Source organism: Lyngbya sp. CCY1209, assembly GCF_035615495.1.
Classification (GTDB): domain Bacteria; phylum Cyanobacteriota; class Cyanobacteriia; order Cyanobacteriales; family Microcoleaceae; genus Limnospira.
Map to the genome: position 1 here is coordinate 51,066 of NZ_JAJENU010000638.1, position 23,234 is coordinate 74,299.

General features: G+C 51.3%; 25 protein-coding genes and 1 pseudogene. 10 read left to right on the plus strand and 16 right to left on the minus strand.

What is annotated here, in order from left to right:
- Nucleotides 1–2: 2 nt before the first annotated feature.
- Entirely contained in the window at nt 3–614 is a 612-nt protein-coding gene (locus LKE08_RS24630) for a cupin (RefSeq protein WP_324706927.1), read from the minus strand.
- Nucleotides 615–768: 154 nt separating this feature from the next.
- On the opposite strand from LKE08_RS24630, the gene LKE08_RS24635 reads away from it, so the two are divergent.
- Both LKE08_RS24635 and LKE08_RS24640 read left to right on the plus strand, forming a co-directional pair.
- Nucleotides 769–1,287: a peroxiredoxin-like family protein gene (locus LKE08_RS24635; protein ID WP_324706928.1), complete on the plus strand. Its 519-nt coding sequence runs from the start codon at nt 769–771 to the stop codon at nt 1,285–1,287.
- Nucleotides 1,214–1,444: a DM13 domain-containing protein gene (locus tag LKE08_RS24640; RefSeq protein ID WP_324706930.1), complete on the plus strand. Its 231-nt coding sequence runs from the start codon at nt 1,214–1,216 to the stop codon at nt 1,442–1,444. The genes LKE08_RS24635 and LKE08_RS24640 overlap by 74 nt, the downstream gene beginning before the upstream one ends.
- A gap of 502 nt (nt 1,445–1,946) precedes the next feature.
- Here LKE08_RS24640 and LKE08_RS24645 read toward each other — a convergent pair.
- The 3 genes from LKE08_RS24645 to LKE08_RS24655 form a co-directional block, all read right to left on the minus strand.
- The gene (locus LKE08_RS24645) at nt 1,947–2,840 is read right to left on the minus strand and encodes a polysaccharide deacetylase family protein (protein WP_324706931.1); all 894 of its coding nucleotides are present in this window, start codon (nt 2,838–2,840) and stop codon (nt 1,947–1,949) included.
- A gap of 121 nt (nt 2,841–2,961) precedes the next feature.
- Nucleotides 2,962–4,320 (minus strand): FAD-binding oxidoreductase, encoded by a 1,359-nt coding sequence (locus tag LKE08_RS24650; RefSeq protein WP_324706932.1) that lies wholly within the window; start codon nt 4,318–4,320, stop codon nt 2,962–2,964.
- A 39-nt stretch (nt 4,321–4,359) separates the two neighbouring features.
- Complete coding sequence (locus LKE08_RS24655; protein ID WP_324706933.1) at nt 4,360–4,953, minus strand: Uma2 family endonuclease; 594 nt, start codon at nt 4,951–4,953, stop codon at nt 4,360–4,362.
- Nucleotides 4,954–5,091: 138 nt separating this feature from the next.
- Between LKE08_RS24655 and dprA the strand changes: the two genes are divergently transcribed.
- Nucleotides 5,092–6,231 carry a DNA-processing protein DprA gene (dprA, locus tag LKE08_RS24660; RefSeq protein ID WP_324706934.1) on the plus strand — a complete coding sequence of 380 codons (1,140 nt, stop codon included), beginning with the start codon at nt 5,092–5,094 and terminating at the stop codon, nt 6,229–6,231.
- A 252-nt stretch (nt 6,232–6,483) separates the two neighbouring features.
- On the opposite strand, the gene LKE08_RS24665 is transcribed toward dprA, so the two are convergent.
- The 3 genes from LKE08_RS24665 to ispD form a co-directional block, all read right to left on the minus strand.
- Nucleotides 6,484–6,879, minus strand: coding sequence for a HEPN domain-containing protein (locus LKE08_RS24665; RefSeq protein WP_324706935.1), 396 nt, complete (start codon nt 6,877–6,879; stop codon nt 6,484–6,486).
- 13 nt (nt 6,880–6,892) lie between these two features.
- On the minus strand, nt 6,893–7,213 hold the full coding sequence (locus tag LKE08_RS24670) for a nucleotidyltransferase domain-containing protein (protein ID WP_324706936.1): 321 nt from the start codon (nt 7,211–7,213) through the stop codon (nt 6,893–6,895).
- A gap of 222 nt (nt 7,214–7,435) precedes the next feature.
- Nucleotides 7,436–8,128 carry a 2-C-methyl-D-erythritol 4-phosphate cytidylyltransferase gene (gene ispD, locus LKE08_RS24675; RefSeq protein ID WP_324706937.1) on the minus strand — a complete coding sequence of 231 codons (693 nt, stop codon included), beginning with the start codon at nt 8,126–8,128 and terminating at the stop codon, nt 7,436–7,438.
- A gap of 77 nt (nt 8,129–8,205) precedes the next feature.
- Between ispD and LKE08_RS24680 the strand changes: the two genes are divergently transcribed.
- Nucleotides 8,206–9,168, plus strand: a complete 963-nt coding sequence (locus LKE08_RS24680; protein WP_324706938.1) for a glycosyltransferase family 9 protein — start codon at nt 8,206–8,208, stop codon at nt 9,166–9,168.
- Between the two features lie 653 nt (nt 9,169–9,821).
- On the opposite strand, the gene LKE08_RS24685 is transcribed toward LKE08_RS24680, so the two are convergent.
- From LKE08_RS24685 to LKE08_RS24710, 6 genes are all read right to left on the minus strand, one after another.
- The gene (locus LKE08_RS24685; protein WP_324706939.1) at nt 9,822–11,087 is read right to left on the minus strand and encodes a valine--pyruvate transaminase; all 1,266 of its coding nucleotides are present in this window, start codon (nt 11,085–11,087) and stop codon (nt 9,822–9,824) included.
- A gap of 375 nt (nt 11,088–11,462) precedes the next feature.
- Nucleotides 11,463–11,954: a DUF2202 domain-containing protein gene (locus tag LKE08_RS24690; RefSeq protein ID WP_324706940.1), complete on the minus strand. Its 492-nt coding sequence runs from the start codon at nt 11,952–11,954 to the stop codon at nt 11,463–11,465.
- Between the two features lie 62 nt (nt 11,955–12,016).
- Nucleotides 12,017–12,517 carry a DUF3122 domain-containing protein gene (locus tag LKE08_RS24695; protein ID WP_324706941.1) on the minus strand — a complete coding sequence of 167 codons (501 nt, stop codon included), beginning with the start codon at nt 12,515–12,517 and terminating at the stop codon, nt 12,017–12,019.
- A complete protein-coding gene (locus LKE08_RS24700; RefSeq protein WP_324706942.1) occupies nt 12,518–13,114 on the minus strand; it encodes a DUF3365 domain-containing protein in 597 nt (198 codons plus the stop codon).
- A gap of 709 nt (nt 13,115–13,823) precedes the next feature.
- Nucleotides 13,824–14,231 (minus strand): type II toxin-antitoxin system VapC family toxin, encoded by a 408-nt coding sequence (locus LKE08_RS24705; protein WP_324706943.1) that lies wholly within the window; start codon nt 14,229–14,231, stop codon nt 13,824–13,826.
- The gene (locus LKE08_RS24710) at nt 14,228–14,482 is read right to left on the minus strand and encodes a hypothetical protein (RefSeq protein WP_324706944.1); all 255 of its coding nucleotides are present in this window, start codon (nt 14,480–14,482) and stop codon (nt 14,228–14,230) included. Before LKE08_RS24710 ends, LKE08_RS24705 begins: the two co-directional genes overlap by 4 nt.
- Nucleotides 14,483–14,545: 63 nt before the next feature.
- Between LKE08_RS24710 and LKE08_RS24715 the strand changes: the two genes are divergently transcribed.
- The 5 genes from LKE08_RS24715 to LKE08_RS24735 all read left to right on the plus strand — a co-directional run bounded on the left by LKE08_RS24715 (nt 14,546) and on the right by LKE08_RS24735 (nt 17,482).
- Nucleotides 14,546–14,716 carry a hypothetical protein gene (locus LKE08_RS24715; RefSeq protein ID WP_324706945.1) on the plus strand — a complete coding sequence of 57 codons (171 nt, stop codon included), beginning with the start codon at nt 14,546–14,548 and terminating at the stop codon, nt 14,714–14,716.
- Nucleotides 14,717–14,900: 184 nt separating this feature from the next.
- Nucleotides 14,901–15,101, plus strand: a complete 201-nt coding sequence (locus tag LKE08_RS24720; RefSeq protein ID WP_324706946.1) for a hypothetical protein — start codon at nt 14,901–14,903, stop codon at nt 15,099–15,101.
- Nucleotides 15,092–15,505 carry a type II toxin-antitoxin system VapC family toxin gene (locus LKE08_RS24725; protein WP_324706947.1) on the plus strand — a complete coding sequence of 138 codons (414 nt, stop codon included), beginning with the start codon at nt 15,092–15,094 and terminating at the stop codon, nt 15,503–15,505. Before LKE08_RS24720 ends, LKE08_RS24725 begins: the two co-directional genes overlap by 10 nt.
- 514 nt (nt 15,506–16,019) lie before the next feature.
- Nucleotides 16,020–17,153 carry a hypothetical protein gene (locus tag LKE08_RS24730; RefSeq protein ID WP_324706948.1) on the plus strand — a complete coding sequence of 378 codons (1,134 nt, stop codon included), beginning with the start codon at nt 16,020–16,022 and terminating at the stop codon, nt 17,151–17,153.
- 53 nt (nt 17,154–17,206) lie between these two features.
- Nucleotides 17,207–17,482 carry a hypothetical protein gene (locus LKE08_RS24735; RefSeq protein ID WP_324706949.1) on the plus strand — a complete coding sequence of 92 codons (276 nt, stop codon included), beginning with the start codon at nt 17,207–17,209 and terminating at the stop codon, nt 17,480–17,482.
- A 110-nt stretch (nt 17,483–17,592) separates the two neighbouring features.
- Here the strand turns inward: LKE08_RS24735 and amt are convergent, their stop codons facing one another.
- Together amt and LKE08_RS24745 are read right to left on the minus strand one after the other, a co-directional pair.
- The gene (amt, locus tag LKE08_RS24740) at nt 17,593–20,100 is read right to left on the minus strand and encodes an ammonium transporter (RefSeq protein ID WP_324706950.1); all 2,508 of its coding nucleotides are present in this window, start codon (nt 20,098–20,100) and stop codon (nt 17,593–17,595) included.
- Nucleotides 20,101–20,196: 96 nt separating this feature from the next.
- Nucleotides 20,197–21,189 carry a calcium-binding protein gene (locus LKE08_RS24745; protein WP_324706951.1) on the minus strand — a complete coding sequence of 331 codons (993 nt, stop codon included), beginning with the start codon at nt 21,187–21,189 and terminating at the stop codon, nt 20,197–20,199.
- 648 nt (nt 21,190–21,837) lie between these two features.
- Here LKE08_RS24745 and LKE08_RS24750 point away from each other — a divergent pair.
- Nucleotides 21,838–22,941 (plus strand): permease, encoded by a 1,104-nt coding sequence (locus LKE08_RS24750; RefSeq protein ID WP_324706952.1) that lies wholly within the window; start codon nt 21,838–21,840, stop codon nt 22,939–22,941.
- Nucleotides 22,942–22,954: 13 nt separating this feature from the next.
- Here the strand turns inward: LKE08_RS24750 and LKE08_RS24755 are convergent.
- Nucleotides 22,955–23,234: pseudogene (locus tag LKE08_RS24755) on the minus strand (hypothetical protein); the annotation flags it as partial.

Consider the following 23,234-nt stretch of genomic DNA (forward strand, 5'->3'; position numbering starts at 1 on the left):
TTTTAAAAGTTTTTGGCGGTGTGGCGATCGCGATCGAACTCAAATCGTCGTTGAAAGTCGGTTTCGCCATATAGATTAAAGCTGATGGTCGGTTCGGTTCCGATCGCTTCGACTTGATGAATTGCATCGGGCATCAAACAGAGAATGTCTCCCGGAGTTAAAAGTTCTTCTCCGACCCATTCGATGCGATCGGGATGGTCGGCGGTCGGCGATCGCCGCCAGAAGGTATTTTTTTCCTGCCCGCTCAACATCGCCACGACTCCCCAGGTGCCGTGATTGTGGATGGGTGAAACGCGATCGGGGGACCAAACGACTGTTTGAATTGTGATTGGAAATTCGGGTTCATTATAGAGCATCAAAACAGACCAGCCTGTAGCCGTATCGGGTGGTAAAAAATTATAGTGCAGCCACTCGGAACTGTTCAACAACTGCCGCACCAGGGGACGAATCAGGTGCAGTCGGGTTGGGTTGTCTTCGACTCCTATCAGCAGATCTTCTAAATCGGTGAGAAACCGATACAGCCGATAGGGACGCACCCACTGGCGATCGCTCTCGACCGCCTCGACTTCCACACATTGCCCGTCATCCATGACCAACCGATCTCGGTTTACCATAACTGTTCTACCCCGTCAACTGTTCTAGAAGGTGATCTGATCTGCGATCGTCGTCGCCGAAACTGATCAATTGCTCGATCTCACCTGAGTTTTGGCTGAGAAATTCTCAAACCCTCGATGACAGGGGCCTGACAACGCCAGGGTCGATCGCGCCTTGAAACCCGGAGATACCATCCCTGATTTTGTTTTACCTAATGCGATCGGTCAACCGATTAAAATTCAAGATATCTTGAAATCGGGTCCCGTGGTTCTGTCTTTTTATCGGGGCGGTTGGTGTCCCTACTGTAGTTTGGAATTGCGTGCATTGCAGCGATCGCTTCCCCTGTTTAAAACTTTCGGGGCAACTTTAGTTGCCCTGACTCCGGAAACTCCAAGTCATGCCCTTTCAACCCTGGAAAAGAAACAATTATCTTTTGAAATACTCAGTGATATTGGCAATGCGATCGCCCGGGAGTTTGGTTTGGTGTTTACTCTCCCCGAAAAACTCCGACCCATTTATCAAAAGTTGGGCATCGATCTGGAGGCGGCTAACGGAAATCAAACCTTTGAATTACCCATACCTGCAACTTATGTTGTCAATCAGGATGGGGTAATCGTCTATGCTTTTGTCGATCCCGATTATACAAAGCGATTGGAGTTTGAATGGAACTCAACGCTATGCCATCCCAGATGATGTGAACCCAGCCGACTATGGTTCAGTGGTGATTTGGTGTCGGGAATTTAATGTGACTATGGGTTACGCATCTATGGATGGCAGCACCGCAAACAATGCCAATCCCTGTGCGGGTGCCAATCCCTGTGCGGGTGCCAATCCCTGTGCGGGTAAATAAGGAAAAAAATCATCTATCCTTCCATTGTGATACATCCCTCTTTTTAATCCCGGATTTTGATCGTAAAGATTGCATCCTGGTTTGATGAAGAGGGATGGTTCAGTCCCATCCGATTATCCCCGAACAAAAGCCATTTTTGGTCAAAATTAGAGATAGATAAAAGGTGTTCAACCGAGTTCTCAATCCCCTATCGGATACCATAAGTTTTAAAAATAACTTATGGCATTAAAGTTTTAATATTTCTATCAAACTGGCTCCTTAACAAAACGAAATGTGTAAAAATAATTCTCAATTAGCCACGAAGTTGCGTCATTTCAGCGGTTCTGATAACATAATAGTCTCAGGCTTGGTGTGCGATCGCTCCAAACCCTCCCCCGAAACCCCTATATCTTCGTCAACAGGTGAATCAGTTTGTCGCAAAACCCGTTTCCGGAGACACGAATTTTGAAGGGGGGATTGTAAACTTATATTGCGGGATTTGACAAATCTGTCGCTTCATGCATTAGAACCGCGCCGGTGTCGCCGTTTCGGCGAGATTCACCAATTCGCGGGGAGTGGTGCGGAGATTGACGGGAATACGGGAAATGCGGAAGGGATTTTTCAGAAGGGCGGGTCTGGATACGATATCATCGTAAAGATACCCCGTCAGGTGATAGCCGGGAAGGTAGCGTTCCACCCGTCGCGTCAGGGCGCCGAAGGGATAGGCGATGTGGGCGCCGACGAGTTGGTTGCGATCGAGATCTCGGGTACATTCCCGCAATTTAGACTTCCCTTTTTCCAACTCCAACTGCAACGTCTGGGCATTCAGCCGCGCCAAATTTTGGTGAGAATAACCGTGGGATTGGATGTCGTAAAATCCATTTTTAAATCCGTACCGCAAATCCTCACAACTCATGTGGGGGACATATTCCGGGATATTGACTCCCATGTAAGCCGGATTGACAAAGACGACAATTTTGACTTTTTCTCGATAAATATACTCCAAATCCTTCAAAATCGGCAGCACATTTTCGTGAACTCCGGAATAACCGTCGTCAAAGGTGATCATCACCGGCTTTCGCCCCCGATACTCGGGCGGAATCGGTTTTGACTTTTGAATAAAATAGACGAATAAATCCTGGCTGGACAGGAACCAATAATCGTTCACCACCAGGTAATTGAGAAAATGATAGAGATTCCGTTTTTGGTAATCCGTACTCACCGGGGGACGCCGGGTCATCTGTTTGTCCGCATCGGTGGTATCGATAATGTCGTGAAACCCGAAAATCGGGACGCGAACCGAGGGAGATTTCGCCGCGGCGGATAGGGTCAGACTCAGAAGCAACAGCAGGACAGTGCGGAGGGAGGTGTGGGTTAAGAACGAAAGTAAGCGAAGGGAATTGCGAGATTTAGCCATGAACGTTCTATCACTGAAAGCATAACAGAATCCTACTATGGCTTCAGTATCCGTTCAGAAAGTTTTAAAAAAATTAACGATTCGCGCCCCACCTAGACCGGGATAGCTGGTTTTTTCTCAATCAAGATTGAGATTCCCACCAACCTCGCATTTTACCCGGATTCAACAACCCGTGGGGGTCGTACTTTTGTTTGAACTGCAATTGTCGCACGTCGATCGCTTTCATCCCCCCATCTTCTAAAATATAGGTGTGGGGATTGAAAATTATCGCCCCCCGTTCCTCGTGGTAGCGGATAATTTCATTCAGTCTCGCTTCGTCCGTAAAGCGGACAATTTGCAACCCCGACGGCCGCAGGTTTCCCCCCGACCTCACAAACTCCAAATGCGGGATCACTTCGTCCCCGAAATGATGGTAAAAATGTTCGACCAGTTTCAACTCCGGGTCCTCGGGAAATCCGGTTTGTAAATAGGTCAGAGACGAGTCGGAGCTGCGGGCGTGCAACGTGGTATGATTCCAGGTAAACTCGGCGATCGCCGTGCCTTTGGTCGCTTCTTGAGCCGATTTGTGATAGCAGATATCCCCCCCGAATTCTTTGACCAATTCTTGAAACGGCTCCCAACTGGGTTCGGCGACCATCAACAATGCCGCGTGTTTGCCCTGGGGAAGAATATCGCGAAAGGGGGCAAAATAAGACGGAATCGGCCAGGCGCAAATACAAACCAATTTTTTGATAATTCCGTCCGACCGGCCCAGGGCTTGACCGAATTTCGCCGATGTCATAAAATCGTCGAAGGTGACAATCAATTCCGCCCAGGGATAGGCCGGTGCGAGGGGGATTTCTAACTCGGTGATAATCCCATTCGTGCCGTAGGCGTGGTTGACATTTTGCACCTCATCCCCCCGCAATTCGACGATCTGCGGTTCGTCTTCCAGGGTGACGATGCGGACAGCGTGGAGGTTGCCGCGATCGCGCAATTGTCCGTAATTAATCGAACCGATGCCGCCGCTTCCACCGCCGATAAAACCGCCGATAGTCGCCATGCGGTAGGTGGAAGGAACCATCCGCAATTCCCACCCCATATCCCGGGCTTGTTTGTCGATCGCCACCAGTTTAACCCCCGGTTCCACCCAAGCAACACCCGGTTCGATGCGGCGAATTTGATTCATTTTTGACAGGTCTAAAATTACCCCACCTTCCAGGGGGACACACTGCCCATAATTGCCCGTTCCCGCCCCACGAACCGTGAGGGTAACTCGATGTTTGACACACAGTTGGGCAACTTTCAATACTTCCGCCTCCGAGGTGGGACGGACGACGACATCCCCAATTTTTTCCTGGAGAATTGATTGTAAAATCGGGCTGAAATGGTTGTAGTCCTGGGACAGTTTCGCCACCTGGGCGCGATCGCGGATCGTTTCGATATCGCCGAGTTCGGCACAAAATTCATCCCAGTTGCGGGGGTTGGCGGATGCGGTCATGGTTGCAGTTATTTTCAAGGAATCTCTGTCTATTCTATTTTATTTGAATCCATTTCGCAAGGTTTTCGCCGCCTCCAGGCGAGAGGTTTGTGCCATCAAGACACAACGTCCGAATAACTCCAAATCCAGCTTAATCAATTCCGGGATTTCGCTGCGGACAATGTCTTCGTAATCCGAACCCCGCAGGTGATAGAGATGAAATGTACCCTCTCGCCAGAACCAAACTTCGGGAATTTCGAGCGATCGGTAGCGGTGCAACTTGTCGGGGCCGCCGCTGGTCAAAACGACCTCGATCGCCAAATCCGGTCTATTTTTCAATTCGCCAAAACAGTAGGACTCATCCGGTTCGACGGCGACTTCCCCCTCCCGTTCTTGGGTAGTGGAACCGAGGGGATAAAATTCCGTTTCCGTTTCCAAACAAAACAACTCTATCAACATCCCTATGATAGTTTTAAAAAACTCGTGTTCCCGCCCCGGCATAATAATTTCGATGGTATTGTCCGAGTAAAACAGCCTCACCCGCCGCGACTCTGCGAAACCCGCCTGAATCAGTTTAAACTGTTCCCAGTTCAGACCGGAATGGATGATCCGCTGATCGGAAGATGGAGGATTTTCGAGTTTAGCTTGAGTCATGGTAAAATGCGATCGCGATCGTCCATTTATTATACTCTCCCCATCAATCCTCCGTGTCCTCTGTGCCTCTGTGGTTCATTCCCCAATTCCATCAAATTGCGATAAATTAATCTAAGGGTTCAGAATCAACTGGGAAAAATGTCCGAAGAACGGGTCTACTGGCTGGCGTGGTCGCAAATTTCGGGAATCGGCCCGATCGCACTGCAACGACTCCAGGAACAGTTCGGCACACTCAAAGCTGCCTGGGAAGCCCCCGCCGCCGAATTGCGTCGCGTGGAAGGGTTCGGAAAACAGACGGTGGAGAAAGTCGCCGGAGAGCGATCGCAACTCGAACCTGCCCAACTGTTCGAGAAACACCTGGAAAAAAACCCAAAATTCTGGACTCCCGCCGACGCCGACTATCCCCGTTTGCTGCTAGAAATTCCCTCCCCGCCGCCCATTGTGTACTACCGGGGCATCACGAACCCCGACGAAATTCAAGGGAAAATACCGACAATTGCGATCGTCGGCACCCGCAACCCCACCGAATACGGACGCCGCTGGACCCGCAAAATCAGCACCACCCTCACCCGCAGCGGATTCGCGATCGTCTCGGGCATGGCGGCGGGCATCGACACGGAAGCCCACCGCAGTTGTTTGGACGCGGGAGGGCGAACCCTCGCCGTTTTGGGGACGGGGGTTGACATCGCCTACCCCAAGGAAAATCGACCCCTTTGCGAACGGGTGATGGAGTCGGGTTTATTAATCAGTGAATTTCCCAGCGGAACCAAACCGAACGCCCGCAATTTTCCCCGCCGCAACCGCATCATCGCCGGGTTGAGTCGGGCGGTATTTGTAATGGAAGCCCCGCAGCGATCGGGTGCTCTAATTACCGCCCACATCGCCAACGATTTTTGTCGGGATGTCTACGTTTTGCCGGGACGTTTGGACGATGAAAAATCCCACGGCTGTCTGAAGTTAATTGACGGCGGGGCGGGGGTAATTCCGGTGGATCTCGACCAGCTTTTGGAACAGTTGGGGGCGATTCCGCAGTTGGATGTCCCCGTCCAATTGCCTTTGTTTGAACCGGAACCGCCGCCGAAATCGGAACCGGAACGGCCGAATTTGGCGCCGGAGTTGTTGAAGATATTGGATGCGATCGCGCCCGAACCGACGCCTTTCGATCTGATTGTGGAACAGTCTGGGATGGATGCGGGGACGGTTTCGGGTCTTTTATTACAGTTGGAATTGTTGGGGTTTGTGACGCAGCTTCCGGGGATGAGGTATGAGCGAAAGTGATTGATCGATTTTTTTTTGGGCGTGATGTGTTTTTTTGGCAACCAGAGACGGTTGCCCCCACAGTTGGGTTGAATCAAATTTGATTAAATACCCGGAGAAAGCTGGTTATATATCCGCACCGCTTGTGAATCAATTCCCCGAGGGCGCAAGCCAGGGGCCCCTACCAGCCAAAATCCTCTGAAGAGGATTGGAAAGATTATGCGGTAAAATAATCGAATATTATACGATAATTTACTTTAATTTATTTTTTATTTAACGATCTTCGATATCAAAAGAACCGAGCTGTTGTTCCGCCAATTCTAAAAACTGTATGGCGCGATTGATTTGCTCTTCTGCTTCTTTATTGGTGACGGAATTTAAGCCCCCGTAATCTCCGGAATTTCGCAAATTCTGAGCTTCAATTAAAAAACGATGAAATGGCACGGGAATTCTGCCAGTATTGGCAAAATCTCGACCGAAAGCGGAAATCACGGCCGAATGTTTGGAAAAAGACATCCCCTCCCCTTCCAAAAAAGCTTCGGCAATATAAAACATTGCATAATAGGCGCGAGATGCCGCATAATCTGGAAATCCATTATTCAATAAAACTTGAGCCGCATTTAAACTTTGTCGCGCTTTCAAGCATAATTCCAGTTGATCTTCAGTCATGTCTCAATTAAACTTAGAGTAAAATACCTTCTTTTCGGATATTCCTCAATAAAGGCCCTTGACGGTTTAAAAAATAATCTTCTTCCATGAAGATGCAATTGATCACTTCATCATGTTGCAAAGATAAATCGGCGATAATTTGACCCGTTCGTTTGACTTCTGTCCCGACTTGAACGGTGCCTTTGAGTACGACTAAGACATCAATATCCGAACCGGATTCCGCGTCTCCTCTGGCTTGGGAACCGAATAAAATTAAAGTGACCAGGCGACTTTGATAAAGTTTCTCGAATTCGGTTTTGAGTTTTTTCAGGATATTAACAATCTCATTGTTCATTTTTTCTCCATCTGCCAATTGTATATAACTCGGGCAACCAGAGACGGTTGCCCCCACCGTTTGACTTGTATCAGATCCGGTTTTTCCCTCCTGAAACCTCCTCAATCATCTGAATATGATTTTGCCTGGTAGGGGCGCGAGGCTTGCGCCCTCGGGGAATTGATTTCCAAGGGGTCTTGATATCCAACCCGTTTTGTTCCGAGCATTCAAGTGGATTGGATATTACTGCCCGATCGCCAACCGTTCTCGCAGGATAAATTCAGCTACTCGCAAATCCACCGGAGTCGTCACTTTTAAGTTAGTTTCTTCCCCCTCGACGATGCGGACGGGCAGATCGCAGCGTTCAAATAAAGCAGCGTCGTCCGTCACATCCCATCCCAAATGACGCCCCTTTTCGTGGCATTCTTTAAGCAACTGCACCTCGAACCCCTGGGGCGTCTGGGCGGCCCACAACTGGGCGCGATCGGGGGTATCTTCAATTAAGTTGTAGTTCCCCACCACTTTGATCGTATCCTTGACGGGGACCGCCGCGATCAGGCCGGGACACGATCGCAACACCTGCGAACAGCGATCGAACAAAGCGGGGGTGGCCAGACAGCGGGCGCCGTCGTGGATCAAAACGCGATCGGCTTCCGGGGGCAGGGCTTGCAGGCCGTTGTAGACGGACTCCTGGCGGGTTTTGCCCCCCTCGACGAACTCGACGGGGATATCCAAGGAAACCTGAGATGCGATCGCCTCGAAGTCGGGAAAATCGGCCTTTTGCCCGATAATTCCGATCCAAATAATCGATTCAGAGGCCCCGGCGGCGGTCAGAGTCCACCCCAGGAGAGATTTGTCCAGCAACTTCAGTAACAATTTGTTGCGATCGGCGCCCATACGCCGTCCGCTTCCGGCGGCGGGAATCAGTAAATGCATAATTGGGTCGTCAGTTTTGAGTCCGTGATAATATCTTCATTTAGAATTAAGCTGATAAGTAGATTAACTCTATAAAGATGAGAATACTAGCCCTTGTCCCAGGCGGGATTGGCGACCAAATTTTGTTCTTCCCCACCCTGGACGACTTGAAGCAGGCTTACCCCGAAGCCCAAATTTCCGTCGTCGTGGAACCGAGGGCGAAAGGCGCTTACCGGGTTTGCAAGTCGGTTTCGGAAGTCATCCCCTACGATTTCAAAGGCCAAAATTCCCTGGCCGACTGGGGTAATTTTATCGGCATCGTGCGCGATCGCGAGTACGATGTGGTCATCTCCCTCGGCCAGCGGTGGACGGTGGGCCTGCTACTGTGGCTGACGGGGATTCCCAACCGCGTCGGCTACGCGGGCAGCAGCGGGGAGATGTTCCTCACGGATGCCGTCCCCCTGAAGGCGGAACAGTACGCCGCCCAGATGTATCACGACCTGTTGCAGGGGTTGGACATCATCACCCCCTTCGCGGGACTAGCCATCAACGTCCCCAAATCCGACCTGACTTGGGCCGATCGCGAACAGGAACGCCTCGGCGTCAAGGAGAGCGGCTACATCCTCATCCACGGCGGTTCGAGTCGTCTCGCCCTCAGCAAGGGCATCGACAAGATCTATCCCGTCGAAAGCTGGCAGGCCATCATTCAGGATATCCAACAGCGGCAGCCCAATTTGCCCGTCGTCGTGGTCAAGGGACCCGAGGATGAGGAATTGATCGCGGAACTCACGAGCCGCTGTCCCCAGGTGAAGGTGACGGAACCGGAAGATATCGGCAAACTCGCCGCCCTCATCGCCGCGGCTAACCTGATGGTGTGCACCGACAGCGCCCCCATGCATCTGGCTGTCGCCGTGGGCACTTACACCATCGCCCTGTTCGGCCCCACCGATCCCCGCAGGTTGCTCCCCGCCAGCGAACGGGCGATCGCGGTCAAGTCCAAAACGGGCAATATGGCCGACATTTCCCCGGATGAGGTGTTGAAGCGCATCTGGGGCAACTGAGTTTCCGTCAATGGGCAGGCGCGGAGGCACTGCCCCTACAATTTGGCGGGCTTCTGTTCTTCCACCGAATGGGCGATCGCGAAACCCTCCGTTCGGGTGAGGCTCATGGCGTGCGATCGCCCCTATCCTGAATATAGAAAAAGTCTTGCTGAATAACTTGCGAGTTCTCAGCTATTGCTCTCACAACCCTGTGCTGTGCCCTTCCCCGAGAAGGGTGCATTTTTTTTTGGGGAATAGGGAGTAGGGAATAGGGAATCGGGAATTTTTGACTTTCGATATAACAGTAAGCCATCAGCCCTTCGACAAGCTCAGGACAGGCTTTGGGCAATCAGCCCTTCGACAAGCTCAGGACGGACTCGCGTCAAATTCCCATCCGTCAGGGCTTTGGGAGTTCGGTCATGTCCTGACCGACTCTCGTAGTGCTATATCAGATCGGGTTATCCCCTCCTTCAACCTCCCCAATCATCGACCGATGATTTGATCGGGTAGGGGCGCGACGGCTTGCGCCCTCGGGGAATTGATTCCCAAGCCGTGTTCTCGGTTGGACATAGATTGTCCTCACCACCTCAGCGGTTGCCATACAAACTCCCCAATCATCGATCGATGATTTGAGCAGTTTCTTCAATTATCAATTATCAATTATCAATTATCAATTATCCATATATTCGCCGCACCACCCCGGCCAGACGCTTCATCCCTTCCGCAATTTCCTCGTCTGTCGCCGTCAGGCTGATGCGGAGGCACTGCTGTTTGTGGGGCCACTCCTGTTTCAAACCGGGGAAAAATGAATTGCCCGGGACGACAATCACACCGACTTTTTTCAATTCCTGATACAATTCCCGATCGCTGATGGGCAGATCTTGGAACCAAATCCAGGCGAAAATCGCCCCTTCGCCGCGGTGCAAAAACCAGGGCAAATCAGCGGGCATAGCCGCGTCCAACGTGGCTTCCAACACGGTAAATTTATGTTGGTAGTGGGGGCGGATCACCTCCGCCGAAATATCCGCCAGGGCCCCCGATCCGATCGCCCGCGCCGCGATCGCTTGTCCGTAGCGGGGGGAGTGGATGCAGGCGTTGGTTTGAAAGGCTTCCAACACTTGAATGATAGTTTCATTTCCGATCGCAATTCCCAACCGTTCCCCGGGAAGTCCGGCTTTGGAGAGGCTGATGCAGTGGACGATATTCTCGCCAAATACCGGTGTCATGTCCGTATAATTGAGGGCTGGAAAGGGCGGGGCATAGGCGGAATCGACGAACACGGGCACATCGTGGGGGGCGGCGAGGGCGGCGATTTTTTCAACTTCTTCCTGGGTGAGGACGTTGCCCGTGGGGTTGCAGGGGCGGGAAAAGATGACGCAACCGGTATTGTCATCGATCGCCAGTTGGCTGAAGTCGGGGCGATACTTGAACCGGTGGGCGGCGGCATCGATTTCCAGGGTGGGTTGGTAGGCGAACACCGCTTCCGGGATCAAACTCACGCCGCCGTAGCCGGTATAGTCCGGGCTCAGGGGGAGGACGATTTGTTTGAGTTGTCCGTCGGTGGTGTAGCCCCCGAAGGCGTTGGCGGCGTAGAAGTAGATGGACTGACTGCCGGGGGTGACGAGGACGTTGCGATCGCTCAAATTTAACCCGTAGCGGGAGTTAAAATCTTCTACGATCACGTCGATGAACGGCTGGTAGCCCTGACTCGAACCGTAGCGGCACACCACTTCCCCGTATTCCGGACTCGACAGGAGTTGTTCAGTGCACTCCCGCCACAACTGTTCCACCTCGGGCAGCAGGACGGGGTTTCCGGCACTCAAATTGATAAATTCTTGGCCTTTCCCCGATCGCAGGGTTTCGATAATATCTTTCATAATCGCTCGCACTCCCGTCAATCGGGACATACGATCGCCAAACTGAGTCAGGGCAGGATTCATAGCGCGATCACCTAAAGGTTAACCTCCGATAAATTTTAACCAGACCGGGGGACACTCGGGAAGGAACAGTGCCAGTTTTGATTTTGTCTCACTCTCGTTGGCGACAACTCCATTCGGCTGTACCCGACTCCAGACTTGAAAATTTTCATTATCTCTTCAAAAAATTGGGTCAAAAACCTCCCCCTGTTGAGGGGTGAGGAAAAAATTTCTCTCTCCTCTCTCCTCAAGAAGTCATACTTTTGACTTTTAACTTTTGACTTTTGACTTGTAAACGGGGGATGAGTTGGAAAACCCGGAAATCTTAAATTGTCCCGCTTTCCACCCGTCCCCCGCTCGAAATGAATGGCAAATGTCGGCAAATTTACCATCCGTAATTTAACGGGAATACCGTCGCTGACAGCGTTCAAAGGCGGGTAAATGATTGTTTTGAGATGCGTCTCGCAACCGTTCCAATGTCAGACGGATATCCGGTTGGCTGACATTCACTAAAAGGCGATCGTACAGTTCCTTATTTTCAATTTCCGATTGTACCCCGGCTTCGCAGGCGGCGAGCAAACTTTCCGGCGCCGCCACCTTTCCCGCGTAGGAGTCTTCCGGGACGGGCAAACCATATTGGACAAACAGATTTGCCACCATTTCGGCGTGTCGAGTTTCGGCGTTTATGATATTACTAAAAGGCCGAATTTCCCCGAAGCGATCGATGGTGGCTTGATAGAATGCCCGGGCTTTGTACTCGTCCGCGATCGCCTCTTTTAAAGCCTGTTCTTCTTCGGGTTTGAGGGGAGAAGCACTGAATCCCGCCCCGGCAAAAACCATCGCCAAAAACAGAGATAGAGAAAGAATTGGAATTTGGAAATTGATTTTCATGGCTCTCAACTGAATTTTTGAGAAAAACAGGGTAGTACAGGCATCTTGCCTGTACCCCAAAACTAAACATTACCGGCGATTTCTTTCCACTCCAAAACCACGGGAATCGGAACGGCGATCGCACAGTTTTTATCCCCGGCGATCGCTACATTCAGTTCGAGTCCCTCGGTTTTCGAGAGTTGCGGCAAAATCTCCGTCAAATTGTACTGTCCGACATTGGGCGCCGGTGCCTTTTCCGCGAACTCGTCGATCCCCTCAAAAACCGTCCCCCGAGATGTGGTTATTTTCAAGGGTTGGGGGTGGGCAACTTCGGCGGCATCGGGAAACCCCACCAGCCGCAAATTGACATTCTCAACCTCGCCATTTTTGATCCGCTTGAACAGAATCAACTGCCAGGAACTCCCCGTATTGTCTCTGAGGGTATGGCGAGATTGATAGAGCATCTGTCCGGGGGCTTCTTGCTGCTCCCGAATGGCGGCGATCGCGGGTTCGGGAGTCCCAACAATCAGCAGCAGCGGCAGGATAATTAACAACAAAATCGAGATAATTTTCCTGGCTTTCATTCAGTTCTCCTCTAACGCGGCTTTCAGTTCGGGAATAAACACCGCATACATCCCCCGCAAATCCCCTTCTTTGAAATCGAACGCCAAATCCTGGGGATACTTATTCTTCACGAACTCCGGGCGGCTCTCTTTTGCCCCGTGACAGCCGAGGCAACTGGCTTCCACATTGATGCGGCGGTAGTAGCGGATTCCCGGTTGCCCGTCCAGGGTTTCCGGCTCCCAGAAGCCCATCAATTCGGGATTTTGTTCAAATTTAGCCAGCGCCATTTTAGAATGTAAATTGTCGGGTTCGTGGGCCGGGTTGCGGTATTTATTGGCGATCTGTTTGACTTTCCATCCGTTTTCTTGGCTGAGTTTTTTGGCTTGCATCCCCACGGGTTTGCAGACTTCTTTAAACGTCTGTCCGGTGGGGGGTTCGGTCCGTCCTTCCAGGGTGGACGCCAAACCCGACCGCAGTCCGTCCAGATTTTCAATTTCCTGGACGGCTTTGGCCAGTTCCCCGGGATCGACGGCGGCATGAGCCGGGGCGGGGAGACTCCCCAGGAGGAAGGCGGCGGCTAACAGCCCGAACATCCATCGATACAGTGGTTTCAGCATAATCGTGTCCCGTTAATCATTATTCAACTAATCAGTTATAAAGTTATTTTAAATCGTCGCCCTTGTCAACCCCCCCCCGAGGGGAAAATGGGTCGGGTCGGCGGTTCGGGGCTGAAGCCCGACGACGAACGGCCCTGAATTTTTATGTGATCTTGAGATTTTGCCAAAATGATGGTTGAGGAGAATCAAATTAAATTGATCATCTATGAACCATAAGAGGAGGCGATCGCGGAATGGAAAAATTAGAAATATATCGCGATATTATACAGGAAATATTGGTCGAATACAGCCAAAACAAACCCGCCTACACAGTTAGAACTGATCTGCCAATTTGAACCCCGCCTTGAAATGAATTTCAAGGCTAATAGCAAAAGTCCACTCAAGTGGACTCGATCGGGGCAATTTTTCAGGTGCGATCGCGCTTAACGAAAGTTTACGTTTTCCCCATTGGGAATTGGGACGAATTTTGATAGGCTAAAGGATATCTAATTTTCGCGGGTAAGAAACCGGGTTTCTATCCGAGTCTCGGGTGGGGAACGGAAGATGCTCCTAGAAACCCGGTTTCTCGGCTGTTGCAGTTCTCCAATATATTGATCGCGAGGCGAGTCGGCGATCGCACGGGTTGCCAGCCAATTTGATGATTTCCTTCGGGCTACCCTGGTGACAGGGGTTGAGTCGTCCCGCGAGTTAAAACATTATTTATCCCATCTCACCCCTCCGCTTCCCAGTCCTCTATTTGTAACCCTTGTACTCGTCTAAATTCATCGACATTATGAGTCACCAAAATTAAATTATTGGCCAAAGCGATCGTCGCAATTTGGAGATCATAAGGTCCGATCGGCGTTCCTAAAGCTGCTAACTGAGCGCGAATCCTTCCAAAAGCATTGGCGGCTGCATCATCAAACGGCAAGGACACAAATTGACTTAAAAATGCTTCCTGGAGTGCCAACGTCCGAGTTGGATTTGAGCTTCTCATTGCCCCATAAAACAATTCGGCTTTGATGACAGAACAGACGGCAATATCACCTGGAGATAACCGTTCTAGATGTTGCTGTACTCGGGAATTGCGACGGTTCAGGTAAATAATACAAACATTAGTATCCAACAAATAAATCACTCGATTGGCTCCCTGTTTTCATATTCACCTTGGGGATATCTAACCAACGGCTCATCCGCCAAACAACCTGCGGTTTGCTCAAAAAAACCGGACGGCCACCCCAAAGATTCGGGCGTTTGAGTTGAAGATTCGGGAGAAACAAGCTGATAGACAATCGCAATCTCTAACTCTTGATTGGCTAAATCTTGAGGCATTTTTATAGTGACTTCGCCTTCGGCGTCAACCTTGGCTTTCAATTTTATAATTTGCATGAGCGATCGTCCTTATCTGTAGAGCTACTCTCTAGGTTAGCATCAGCTTCGCCGGCTCACCAGGTGCTCCAGGACGTCATCGACGATCGAATGTCGGATTTTGGCGGGGGTGCGATCGCGGTTTGGGCAAATTTAGCTCACCCGGAGCGCTGCCGGGGGGAGTTGGGGGCGATCGCGCTTAACGAAAATTTACGTTTTCCCTATTGGGAATTGGAACGAATTTTGATAGGCTAAAGTATATCTAATTTTCGCGGGGAAGAAACCGGGTTTCTATCCGAGTCTCGGGTGGGGAACGGAAGATGCTCACAGAAACCCGGTTTCTCGGTGTTGTACAACTCCTCAAAAAGAGCGAAAAAGAGATAACAGCCGCCCACAACCTGAAAGCCAGCCAACCCACTATTAACTTTCAACTCGAAAAATGCTCATTGAAAAAATTATCCAAGAACTCCGAGACATCCCCGAAGACAAACTCGCGGAAATTTACGATCTCATTCACTATTTCCGCCTCGGATTGAGTCGAGAAATCGACCAACCCCGCACCCCCGGACTTCTGGCAGGAACACTCGGCGACAGTTTTTTTGACCCCCTACCCGAAGAAGAACTGCAACGATGGGAATAAAATATCTCCTCGACACCCACATTTTTTTGTGGTGGGTCTTTGACGATCCAAAACTCGACGCCCTCTGTCGGGACATCATTCGCAACCCAAGCCACCAGATATTGATCAGCAGTGCTTCCGCCTGGGAAATTGCCACCAAATACCGCATCGGCAAACTCCCTGAAGCCCAACAGATCGTCGAACAGTATCCCCAGCTATTGGAACGGGCTAAATTTCGCGAACTTCCCATCACCTCGGCTCATGCCCTCAGAGCGGGTAATTTACCCATCGCTCACCGAGATCCCTTCGATCGCATGATTATGGCTCAAGCCGAACTGGAAGCCATCCCCGTGATGACCCACGATCCGGAATTTCGGACTGGATTGATCGAACTCATTCCCAAACCCGACAACTCAACCTCCTGAATCAAACAAAAACCCAAGTGCTTTAACGCAAATCCAGATGAGCGACATAAAAAGCCCGAAACCCCCATCAACTCAGCCTAAAAGTGCTTTAATGCAAATCTACGGTCCACCGATCTGAACGAATCCGAAACCCGAGCCGAACTCATCGGCTTCGCCCTCCGGGATGCCAGGTGGGGAGTTTGGGGCGAACTGTCCTCGGCTTTTCAGGTGCGATCGCGCTTAACGAAAATTTACGTTTTTCCCATTGGAAAATGGAACGAGTTTTGATAGGCTAAAGTATATCTAAATTTTTGCGGTGAAGAAACCGGGTTTCTATCCGAGTCTCGGGTGGGGTACGGAAGATGCTCACAGAAATCCGGTTTCTCGGTGTTATCACTGTTGCAATCTTAATGCAATGTGATCGCAGAACTGGGTAGCAGCGCCCGAAATATCGCCGACATTTTCGGGGAGTTTCAACAATATTCCTACGAGGGCGATCAATCAACCTAACGTTTAAACAAGAGGATTATTGGCTATGTCAAAACAATGGATCTCAGAAGTGCAGAGAGAAGCAATTTGGCAGGTATACAAAAAAAAATGCTTTTATACTGGAGAACCGCTGCCGTACAATGAGCTTGAGATAGATCATGTTATCCCAGAACACTTAGCAAACAAGCCGGAAGAACTGGAGTCACTCAAAACCAGGCTGGGATTACCTCCAAGTTTTGACATTTATGGATACGAGAATCTTGTACCTTGTAAAAATTCTTGGAATGGGAAAAAAGGCGGTCGAACTTTCGACGACAAGAGACTGCAATTTTTTCTTGATTTTACGGAAAAAGAGAAGCCAAAAATAGAAAAGAAGATAGAAGAAATTAAAAAACAAAATTCTAGAATTAATCCGATAAAAAAAACTGCCCAACATCTGGAAGCAGGACAAATTTCTCTTGTAGAAATGACCTCAATTATAGAAAGCTACAAAAACAGTCAAGGAATATTTGATTTGTTAGAAAGTATTAAATTCGCCAATTATGATGACATAAGCTCACTCAAAAAGTCGGATATAAATGATTTTATCAAACAACCTATTCGCTTCGGAAATGATAGTTTTATCAACGATGTTGAAATGGAAAACAAAAAAGGTGAAAGGTGTTATATATGTACCTGCGAAGAGTATGATTATGCAAAAAAAAGAGGCTTTTATTTTCCAAAAAGTAGCGATGCGAACATGGGTATTTGCTTGGAGTATCAGTGTGGTTTACTCAAGGCTATAAAAGAAGCTTCGCCACCTACAACAAGTTTTATTGATAAGCCTCGAATTGGTTTAGATCCAAGGCTTATACCTATCTCACTATTTCCTTTCTACAGTCACGACAATCAATCGACTTATAATGATAAATTATCTGAAAATTGTATTAAAATTACGGGTGCTGGCTTCAACTTTATCAGAATTGAAAATCAGAATGATGGTATTGGACAACATTTGACCGAAGTTGCGAGAGCGGATTTCAATGGTGACGGAATTGAGGATATTCTCTTATTTAAGTATTGCTACGCTATTGGTGGGACGCTTAGGTTCGGAAATATTCAAGTTCTGACCCGAAAAAGCAACGATCAGCCCTTTGAGATTATTACAGATGAAATCCTTCACAAAATTGGGTGGCTCTAAAATTGAAAATTTCTTTAGTCTTGGCAAATAATATCGAATAAAAAGAGCAAAACATGGATAAAATTGCAGATGCCATTAATCCAATGCTAAATTCATTCGCTTTAGCATTCGTCATTATATTCGGCTTTTTGGGATTTGTCGCTGCATTCAATCGGAAAATTCTTCTATATTCCCTCTTTGTCATTGTGGTAATGCTCCTGATTGGCTTGGGATTTTCACATTGGCTACCCGGTGCAAACCTCAGAATCATTCAATCTGCCGTCATCTGGGGAATTAGCCTGCCCATAGGCATGGCTGCAAAGTTTGCCTACCAACAATTTTTGGAATAACTAAGTTAGTTGAAGGAGAATCCAAATGGTAAGAAATTGATCGCACCAAACTCCCAACTCGAGAACCGCGTCAGCTTGCCGACTTGATTAAGACCGATCGCCATTCGCCCCTACACAACGGGCGCCCGCTGCTTGCACACCAACAGCGTCATGTCGTCGTAAACCTGATGGGTGCCGATGTGCTCCAGGACGTCATCGATGATCGACTGTCGGATGTCGGTGGCGGTACGATCGCGGTTTTGGGAGACAATTTCGCAGAGACGTTCGATGCCGTAGTGGACGCGATCGCTATTTTCCGCCTCCGTAATTCCGTCCGTATATAGAACGACAACATCACCCGGATTGAGGTGGGTGGTAAAGTGGTTGATAAACTCGCTGATGTCGTCCACCAAACCGATGGGAAATCCCAAATCGATGGTTTCGATGCGCTCCACCGCGCCATTTTTCCGCACCACGATCGCCTCCTCGTGCTGGCCGCAGACGCGCAATTCCCCATCCTGATAATCTAACAATACCAGAGTCATATTTTTGTCGCAATTCATCCGCACCACGTTCAAATAAATCGTGCGGTTGAGGATATCCAAAAAGCGCACCGGGTCCGTTTCTCCCGCCTCCAAAAGCGTCCGCACCGCCGTCTGTGCCATCAACATCACCATGCCGCTTTCCAAGCCGTGTCCGGTGACGTCCCCCATGCAAATCGTCAACCCTCCCCCAGAGGCGAGTACGTCGTAATAATCCCCGCCGATTTCCGTCGCCGGTTCCATGTAACCCGCGATATCCAGATTTTTAATTTGTTGCAATTCCGCTTCCGTGGGGAGTAACAAATGCTGTAGGCGACGGGTTATTTCCAACTCCAAATTGAGGGATTGATTTTCGGCCCGGAGGCGGTCGTTTAAAACTTGAATTTCTCGATAAGCCGAGGCGAGGGATGCTTCCGCTTGTTTGCGATCGCTGATATCCCGAAACGTGCCGATCAACAGCGATCGCGCCCCCAATTTCGCCTCCGTCACCGCCACTTCCACGGGGAACCCGGAACCGTCCGCCCGCCACCCGATCCCCTCTTGCAATCCGGTTTCGAGCCAATTCCAAATTGAGAAATCATCCGCATTGGCAGAATCGACATCCGCACTCACCAATCGGCCGATCTCCATGCCGATCAACTCCTCCGGGGAATAACCAAACACCTTCTCTGCACTGGGATTTGCCGTCAAAATAATCAGCGGAGAAACCGCAAACGTCAGAATCGCATCCGTCGCCGTTTCCACGATCGCATCCGTCGTCCGCACCGCCTCTTCCAAGGCATCCATCACCTGGTTGTAGCGCTCGGCGATCTGCCCGACCTCCGTAAACGGTTCCACCGGAACCCGCAAACTCAAATCCTTGGTTCTCGCCTGAAAATCCATCACCTGAAACAGTTCGTAAATCTCCGACTTCGCCCGGTGCTCGGAAATGTTCAATCCCACCTGTTCCCCCTCGGGGGAAATTCTCAACGGGACGCGGCGATCGATGAAAAAGAGTAATATCAAACTGAGGCCGAAACCCCATATTCCGGCACTCGCAATTCCCAGAAGTTGCACCCCCAATTGGGCGAGGGGATTCAACCCCGTCTGGAGCAACTCCGGGCGCCCGAAAAACGCCACCGCCAGGGTTCCCCACACCCCCGCCCCGACGTGGACGGCGACCGCATCCACCGCGTCGTCAATACGCCAGCGGACCAACTGCCGGGACACCCCCATCGCGATCGCCGATCCCACGGCCCCGATCGCCACCGCCTGGGCCGTCCCCACCACATGACAGGAGGCCGTAATCGCCACCAGTCCCGCGATCGAGCCGTTGATCATCGATTCCACCTCGACGACCCCCTTTCGCCACCCCCCGATCGCGATCGCGCTCAACATCCCCCCCACCCCCGCCAAAACCGTATTGACGATGATAATTGGGACCGTCGAGGTCAAAACCAGGGTACTGCCGCCGTTGAACCCCAACCACCCCAGCCACAGCAACATCGCCCCCAAAACCGACAGGGGCAAATTCGAGCCGTTAATTTTGCGGGGACGCTGCCCCTTGGGAAACCGGCCCGCCCGAGGGCCGATCACCAGCAAGGCGGCCAGGGCCACCCAGCCGCCGATGCTGTGCACCACGGTCGATCCGGCGAAATCCACGAAACCCAGAGCGCTCAACCAACCCAGACTCGAACCGCTGTCGATGCCGTTCCAGGCCCAATGTCCGAAAATCGGATAAATCAAACCGGAGACGAGGGTGGCGACGATCAGGTAGGCTTGGAACCGCATCCGCTCCGCGACCGCCCCGGAAACGATGGTGGTGGCGGTGCTGCAAAACATGGTTTGAAACAGGAAAAATGCCGCCAGACTCGGGGTATCGCCGATGTCGATAAAAAAATGGGTCGAGCCGAAAATTCCGGCTTTCGAGGCGCCGAACATTAAAGCGTAGCCGATCGCCCAAAACAGCCCCACGGAAATTCCGAAGTCGGCGAGGTTCTTGACGGCGACGTTGATGCTATTTTTGGATCGGGTCAGCCCGGACTCCAGACACATGAACCCCGGTTGCATCAGAAAGACTAAACCGGAGCAGACCAGCAGCCATACCAGATCGATCATGAACGGTGAGTTGATTTCAAAACGGCAGTAAATGGGGGCAAAATTGAGCCTATTTTCGATTATCTAATTTTTTTCCATTCTGGCCGATGTCTGCGGTCATCCCAGCATCAGAGCCGGATCGTCCGCCGCGACGATCGCGATCGCATCGGAAACAACGGCGGTATCGGTGATTCCCCGCACCACGCCGAGGACATTTCCCGTGCTGGCTTGGCGGATGATGGTTCCCCCCGCCACGGCTTCCGTCGGTTCAAAGGTTTGGAAACTCAGATCCGCCGCGTCAAACGTCGCCACGATCGCGATCCGGTCCCCTTCCGCCGGATTCAAATCCTCGATCACGTCCGCCAGGAGGATGTCGTCCCCCGTCTCCTCCGCGTCCACGGCCAAAACGAAGCGGTCCGCGCCGCTTCCCCCAACTAATAAATCCGCCCCGCGATCGCCGAGCAGGATATCGTCTCCCCCTTCCCCCCGCAGCGTGTCGTCGTCCCGTCCGCCCCGGATCAGGTCGTTTCCCTCCCCGCCCCAAATTTCATCGCGATCGCGGTTGCCGTTGATGGCGTCGTTGCCCCCGTCTCCCCCGATGCGATCGTTGCCCTTCCCGCCCCGGATCAAATCGTCCCCGTCCCACCCGAACAGGCGATCGTCGCCCCGATTCCCGTTCATGACATCGGTTTGGGGAGAGGCGATCAGAAAATCGTCCCCGTCCAAAGCGAGAATGCCGGCGGGGTTCGCGATCGTCCAATCCGGCGAAACTTCCCCCGTGGGCGCGATTTCCAGGGCGAAGCGGCCGGGGGCGAGGATGTCCACTTCGTCGGTGAGGAGGTGGAGTTGCGAGGAATTGCCGGAGGTTTCAATTAAGGTTTGATAACCCGTCAACGCTTCCGAGTCCGCCAAAAGGGGAGCCGATTGGGCGGATGTCAGAATGGGCGCGATCGCCGTTTCCGCCTCATTTAGGAGCGATCGCACCCAGGGCTCGGCGATCGGCCACACCCGCTCGAACCAGGCGACGTAGGACGGAAAAAAGGTGGTGACAATCGGTTTGGCCGCAGGTAAAACCACCTGCTGAAATGCATTCCAAACGGTGTCAAACATAGTGGCAAGTTCCCGAGCAGCAATTCAGGTTGTCCGAGCTCGGATATCAATCGGCGACCGGCGCCCGGATCGTCCTGTTTGGTTCCTGCGAATCGGGTTGTTTGCCCTCCGGACGGTTCTCACACAACCCGGACGGCGAGGTTTTTTGAGCGATCGCACCTCGCCCGTTGACGATTGTCGGATATATAGCGCTGCGCGCAGGGAATGGGGAATGGGGAATGGGGAATGGGGTAATGAAATCACCTGGATATAAGGGTTTCAAGGTTTGTCCCTCCCAGGAAACTGTAAACAGACGAGCGCGATACCTGCGATATATAGCAGTAAGCCATCAGCTTTGAGCAATCAGCTCGTGTCAAATTCCCACCTATCAGGATTTTGGGAGTTCGGTTCTGTCCGAACCGACTCTCGTAGTGCTATAGCAACGATCGCTCGTCTGTTTACAGTTTGGGAAAGGGGGACAAACCTCGGAATCCTGATGACAAGGGAATTTCCCATCCCTACACCCTACACCCTACACCCTACACCCCAGCGCACAGCGCTATATTTTTCTCTCCGCTAGTGCTACCATAGTCAGGATGTTCTCTTGTCAACCATCCCAACGTAGATTTTTGACGCAGACCGAGTGCCCCAATTCCAGATTGAGACGGGATGTCACCAACACTAATCAGTCAACTCAATAGCGGCTTCACGCTGTTTCTCAGCTTGCTCGTGGAGGCGATGCCCTTCCTGCTGCTGGGAGTCATCTTTTCGAGCGTGCTGCTGTGGCTCGTGGATGAGCGGAAGCTGCTGTATTATATCCCCCAAAATCCGTTTTTGGGGGCCCTATTTGGCAGTTTGGTGGGGTTCATGTTTCCCGTGTGCGAGTGCGGGAACGTCCCCGTCGCCCGCCGCCTGCTGACTCAGGGGGTGCCCCCGTCGGCGGCGATCGGATTTTTATTCGCCGCCCCGACGATCAACCCCATCGTGATCTGGTCCACCTGGGTGGCGTTTCGGGAGCAACCGGAAATGGTGGTGCTGCGGGTGCTCTTTTCCCTGATTATCGCCATCACCTTGGGTTACGTTTTCAGCTTCCAAAAAGACCTGCGGCCGTTCCTGCAACCGGCCCTCGCCCGCCTCATCCCCCAATTTGAAGCCGAAAAAAAGCCCGCCCAAGCCGCCGCCGCGGGGTCTTCCCTGCTCCAGTCCGGAACCTACATCCTCGGCCAGTCGGACGGCCCGATGCGTCTGGAGTCCGTCCCGATGTGGAAGGCGGAGGGAAAAATGGCGGTGGAGACAAAAAAGGCTTCCGCCTCTAAAAAAGGGTTCGGGGTTTCGTTTCCGTCTATTTTTATCCGCCCTACCCGGGAACGGGTGAACATGATGTTGGAAACCGGGGTGCAGGAATTTCGGGAACTGGGGGGAATGCTGGTGGTCGGAAGTGCGATCGCGGCGGTGATTCAAGTGGCCGTCCCCCGAGAAATTATCCTCAACCTCGGTTACGGCCCTATTTCTTCTATCCTCGCCATGCTGTTGTTGGCCGGGGTGGTGTCCATCTGTTCCACCGTCGATGCCTTTTTTGCCCTCTCCTTCGCCGCCACATTCACCACCGGATCGTTGTTGGCCTTTTTGGTCTTCGGCCCGATGATCGACATCAAAACCGTCGGCCTGATGCTGTCGATTTTCCGCACCCGGGCGGTCATTTACCTGATGATCCTCGCCGCCCAACTCACCTTTTTATTGACCCTGGCCGTCAACCTCAATCTCAGTTATTGATAATGGGCAATATTCAGTCCAGTAGTAGACCGTTTCGGCTAAAATGAGGCAAAATTCCAAACGGAGCATCGGGCATCTTGCCTGTGGATTCAGATCCGATCCCCTCATTTAAGATGACACAGTCCACTACATAGGTATTTGCAGAACGCTGCAAAAGTAAATGAGAAGTTTCTGTGAGGACACACCAAGTTGTAATTAAAGGTTCATCAGAACATTTATAGCAAAGAGCGCTCGTGTGGTTACAAAAATGATGGTCGGGAGAAAAGAGGAGAGAGGAGAGAGGAGAGAGAAAT

Excerpts from the sequence above, each read along its gene's own strand:
- LKE08_RS24750 (WP_324706952.1), top strand. The coding sequence starts at position 21,838 with ATGTCACCAACACTAATCAGTCAACTCAATAGCGGCTTCACGCTGTTT.
- LKE08_RS24690 (WP_324706940.1), bottom strand. The coding sequence starts at position 11,954 with ATGAAAATCAATTTCCAAATTCCAATTCTTTCTCTATCTCTGTTTTTG.
- LKE08_RS24710 (WP_324706944.1), bottom strand. The coding sequence starts at position 14,482 with ATGCAAATTATAAAATTGAAAGCCAAGGTTGACGCCGAAGGCGAAGTC.
- LKE08_RS24670 (WP_324706936.1), bottom strand. The coding sequence starts at position 7,213 with ATGAACAATGAGATTGTTAATATCCTGAAAAAACTCAAAACCGAATTC.
- dprA (WP_324706934.1), top strand. The coding sequence starts at position 5,092 with ATGTCCGAAGAACGGGTCTACTGGCTGGCGTGGTCGCAAATTTCGGGA.
- LKE08_RS24685 (WP_324706939.1), bottom strand. The coding sequence starts at position 11,087 with ATGAATCCTGCCCTGACTCAGTTTGGCGATCGTATGTCCCGATTGACG.
- LKE08_RS24730 (WP_324706948.1), top strand. The coding sequence starts at position 16,020 with ATGTCAAAACAATGGATCTCAGAAGTGCAGAGAGAAGCAATTTGGCAG.
- LKE08_RS24655 (WP_324706933.1), bottom strand. The coding sequence starts at position 4,953 with ATGACTCAAGCTAAACTCGAAAATCCTCCATCTTCCGATCAGCGGATC.
- LKE08_RS24695 (WP_324706941.1), bottom strand. The coding sequence starts at position 12,517 with ATGAAAGCCAGGAAAATTATCTCGATTTTGTTGTTAATTATCCTGCCG.
- amt (WP_324706950.1), bottom strand. The coding sequence starts at position 20,100 with ATGATCGATCTGGTATGGCTGCTGGTCTGCTCCGGTTTAGTCTTTCTG.
- ispD (WP_324706937.1), bottom strand. The coding sequence starts at position 8,128 with ATGCATTTACTGATTCCCGCCGCCGGAAGCGGACGGCGTATGGGCGCC.
- LKE08_RS24665 (WP_324706935.1), bottom strand. The coding sequence starts at position 6,879 with ATGACTGAAGATCAACTGGAATTATGCTTGAAAGCGCGACAAAGTTTA.
- LKE08_RS24725 (WP_324706947.1), top strand. The coding sequence starts at position 15,092 with ATGGGAATAAAATATCTCCTCGACACCCACATTTTTTTGTGGTGGGTC.
- LKE08_RS24700 (WP_324706942.1), bottom strand. The coding sequence starts at position 13,114 with ATGCTGAAACCACTGTATCGATGGATGTTCGGGCTGTTAGCCGCCGCC.
- LKE08_RS24745 (WP_324706951.1), bottom strand. The coding sequence starts at position 21,189 with ATGTTTGACACCGTTTGGAATGCATTTCAGCAGGTGGTTTTACCTGCG.
- LKE08_RS24720 (WP_324706946.1), top strand. The coding sequence starts at position 14,901 with ATGCTCATTGAAAAAATTATCCAAGAACTCCGAGACATCCCCGAAGAC.
- LKE08_RS24630 (WP_324706927.1), bottom strand. The coding sequence starts at position 614 with ATGGTAAACCGAGATCGGTTGGTCATGGATGACGGGCAATGTGTGGAA.
- LKE08_RS24645 (WP_324706931.1), bottom strand. The coding sequence starts at position 2,840 with ATGGCTAAATCTCGCAATTCCCTTCGCTTACTTTCGTTCTTAACCCAC.
- LKE08_RS24650 (WP_324706932.1), bottom strand. The coding sequence starts at position 4,320 with ATGACCGCATCCGCCAACCCCCGCAACTGGGATGAATTTTGTGCCGAA.
- LKE08_RS24640 (WP_324706930.1), top strand. The coding sequence starts at position 1,214 with ATGCTTTTGTCGATCCCGATTATACAAAGCGATTGGAGTTTGAATGGA.
- LKE08_RS24680 (WP_324706938.1), top strand. The coding sequence starts at position 8,206 with ATGAGAATACTAGCCCTTGTCCCAGGCGGGATTGGCGACCAAATTTTG.
- LKE08_RS24735 (WP_324706949.1), top strand. The coding sequence starts at position 17,207 with ATGGATAAAATTGCAGATGCCATTAATCCAATGCTAAATTCATTCGCT.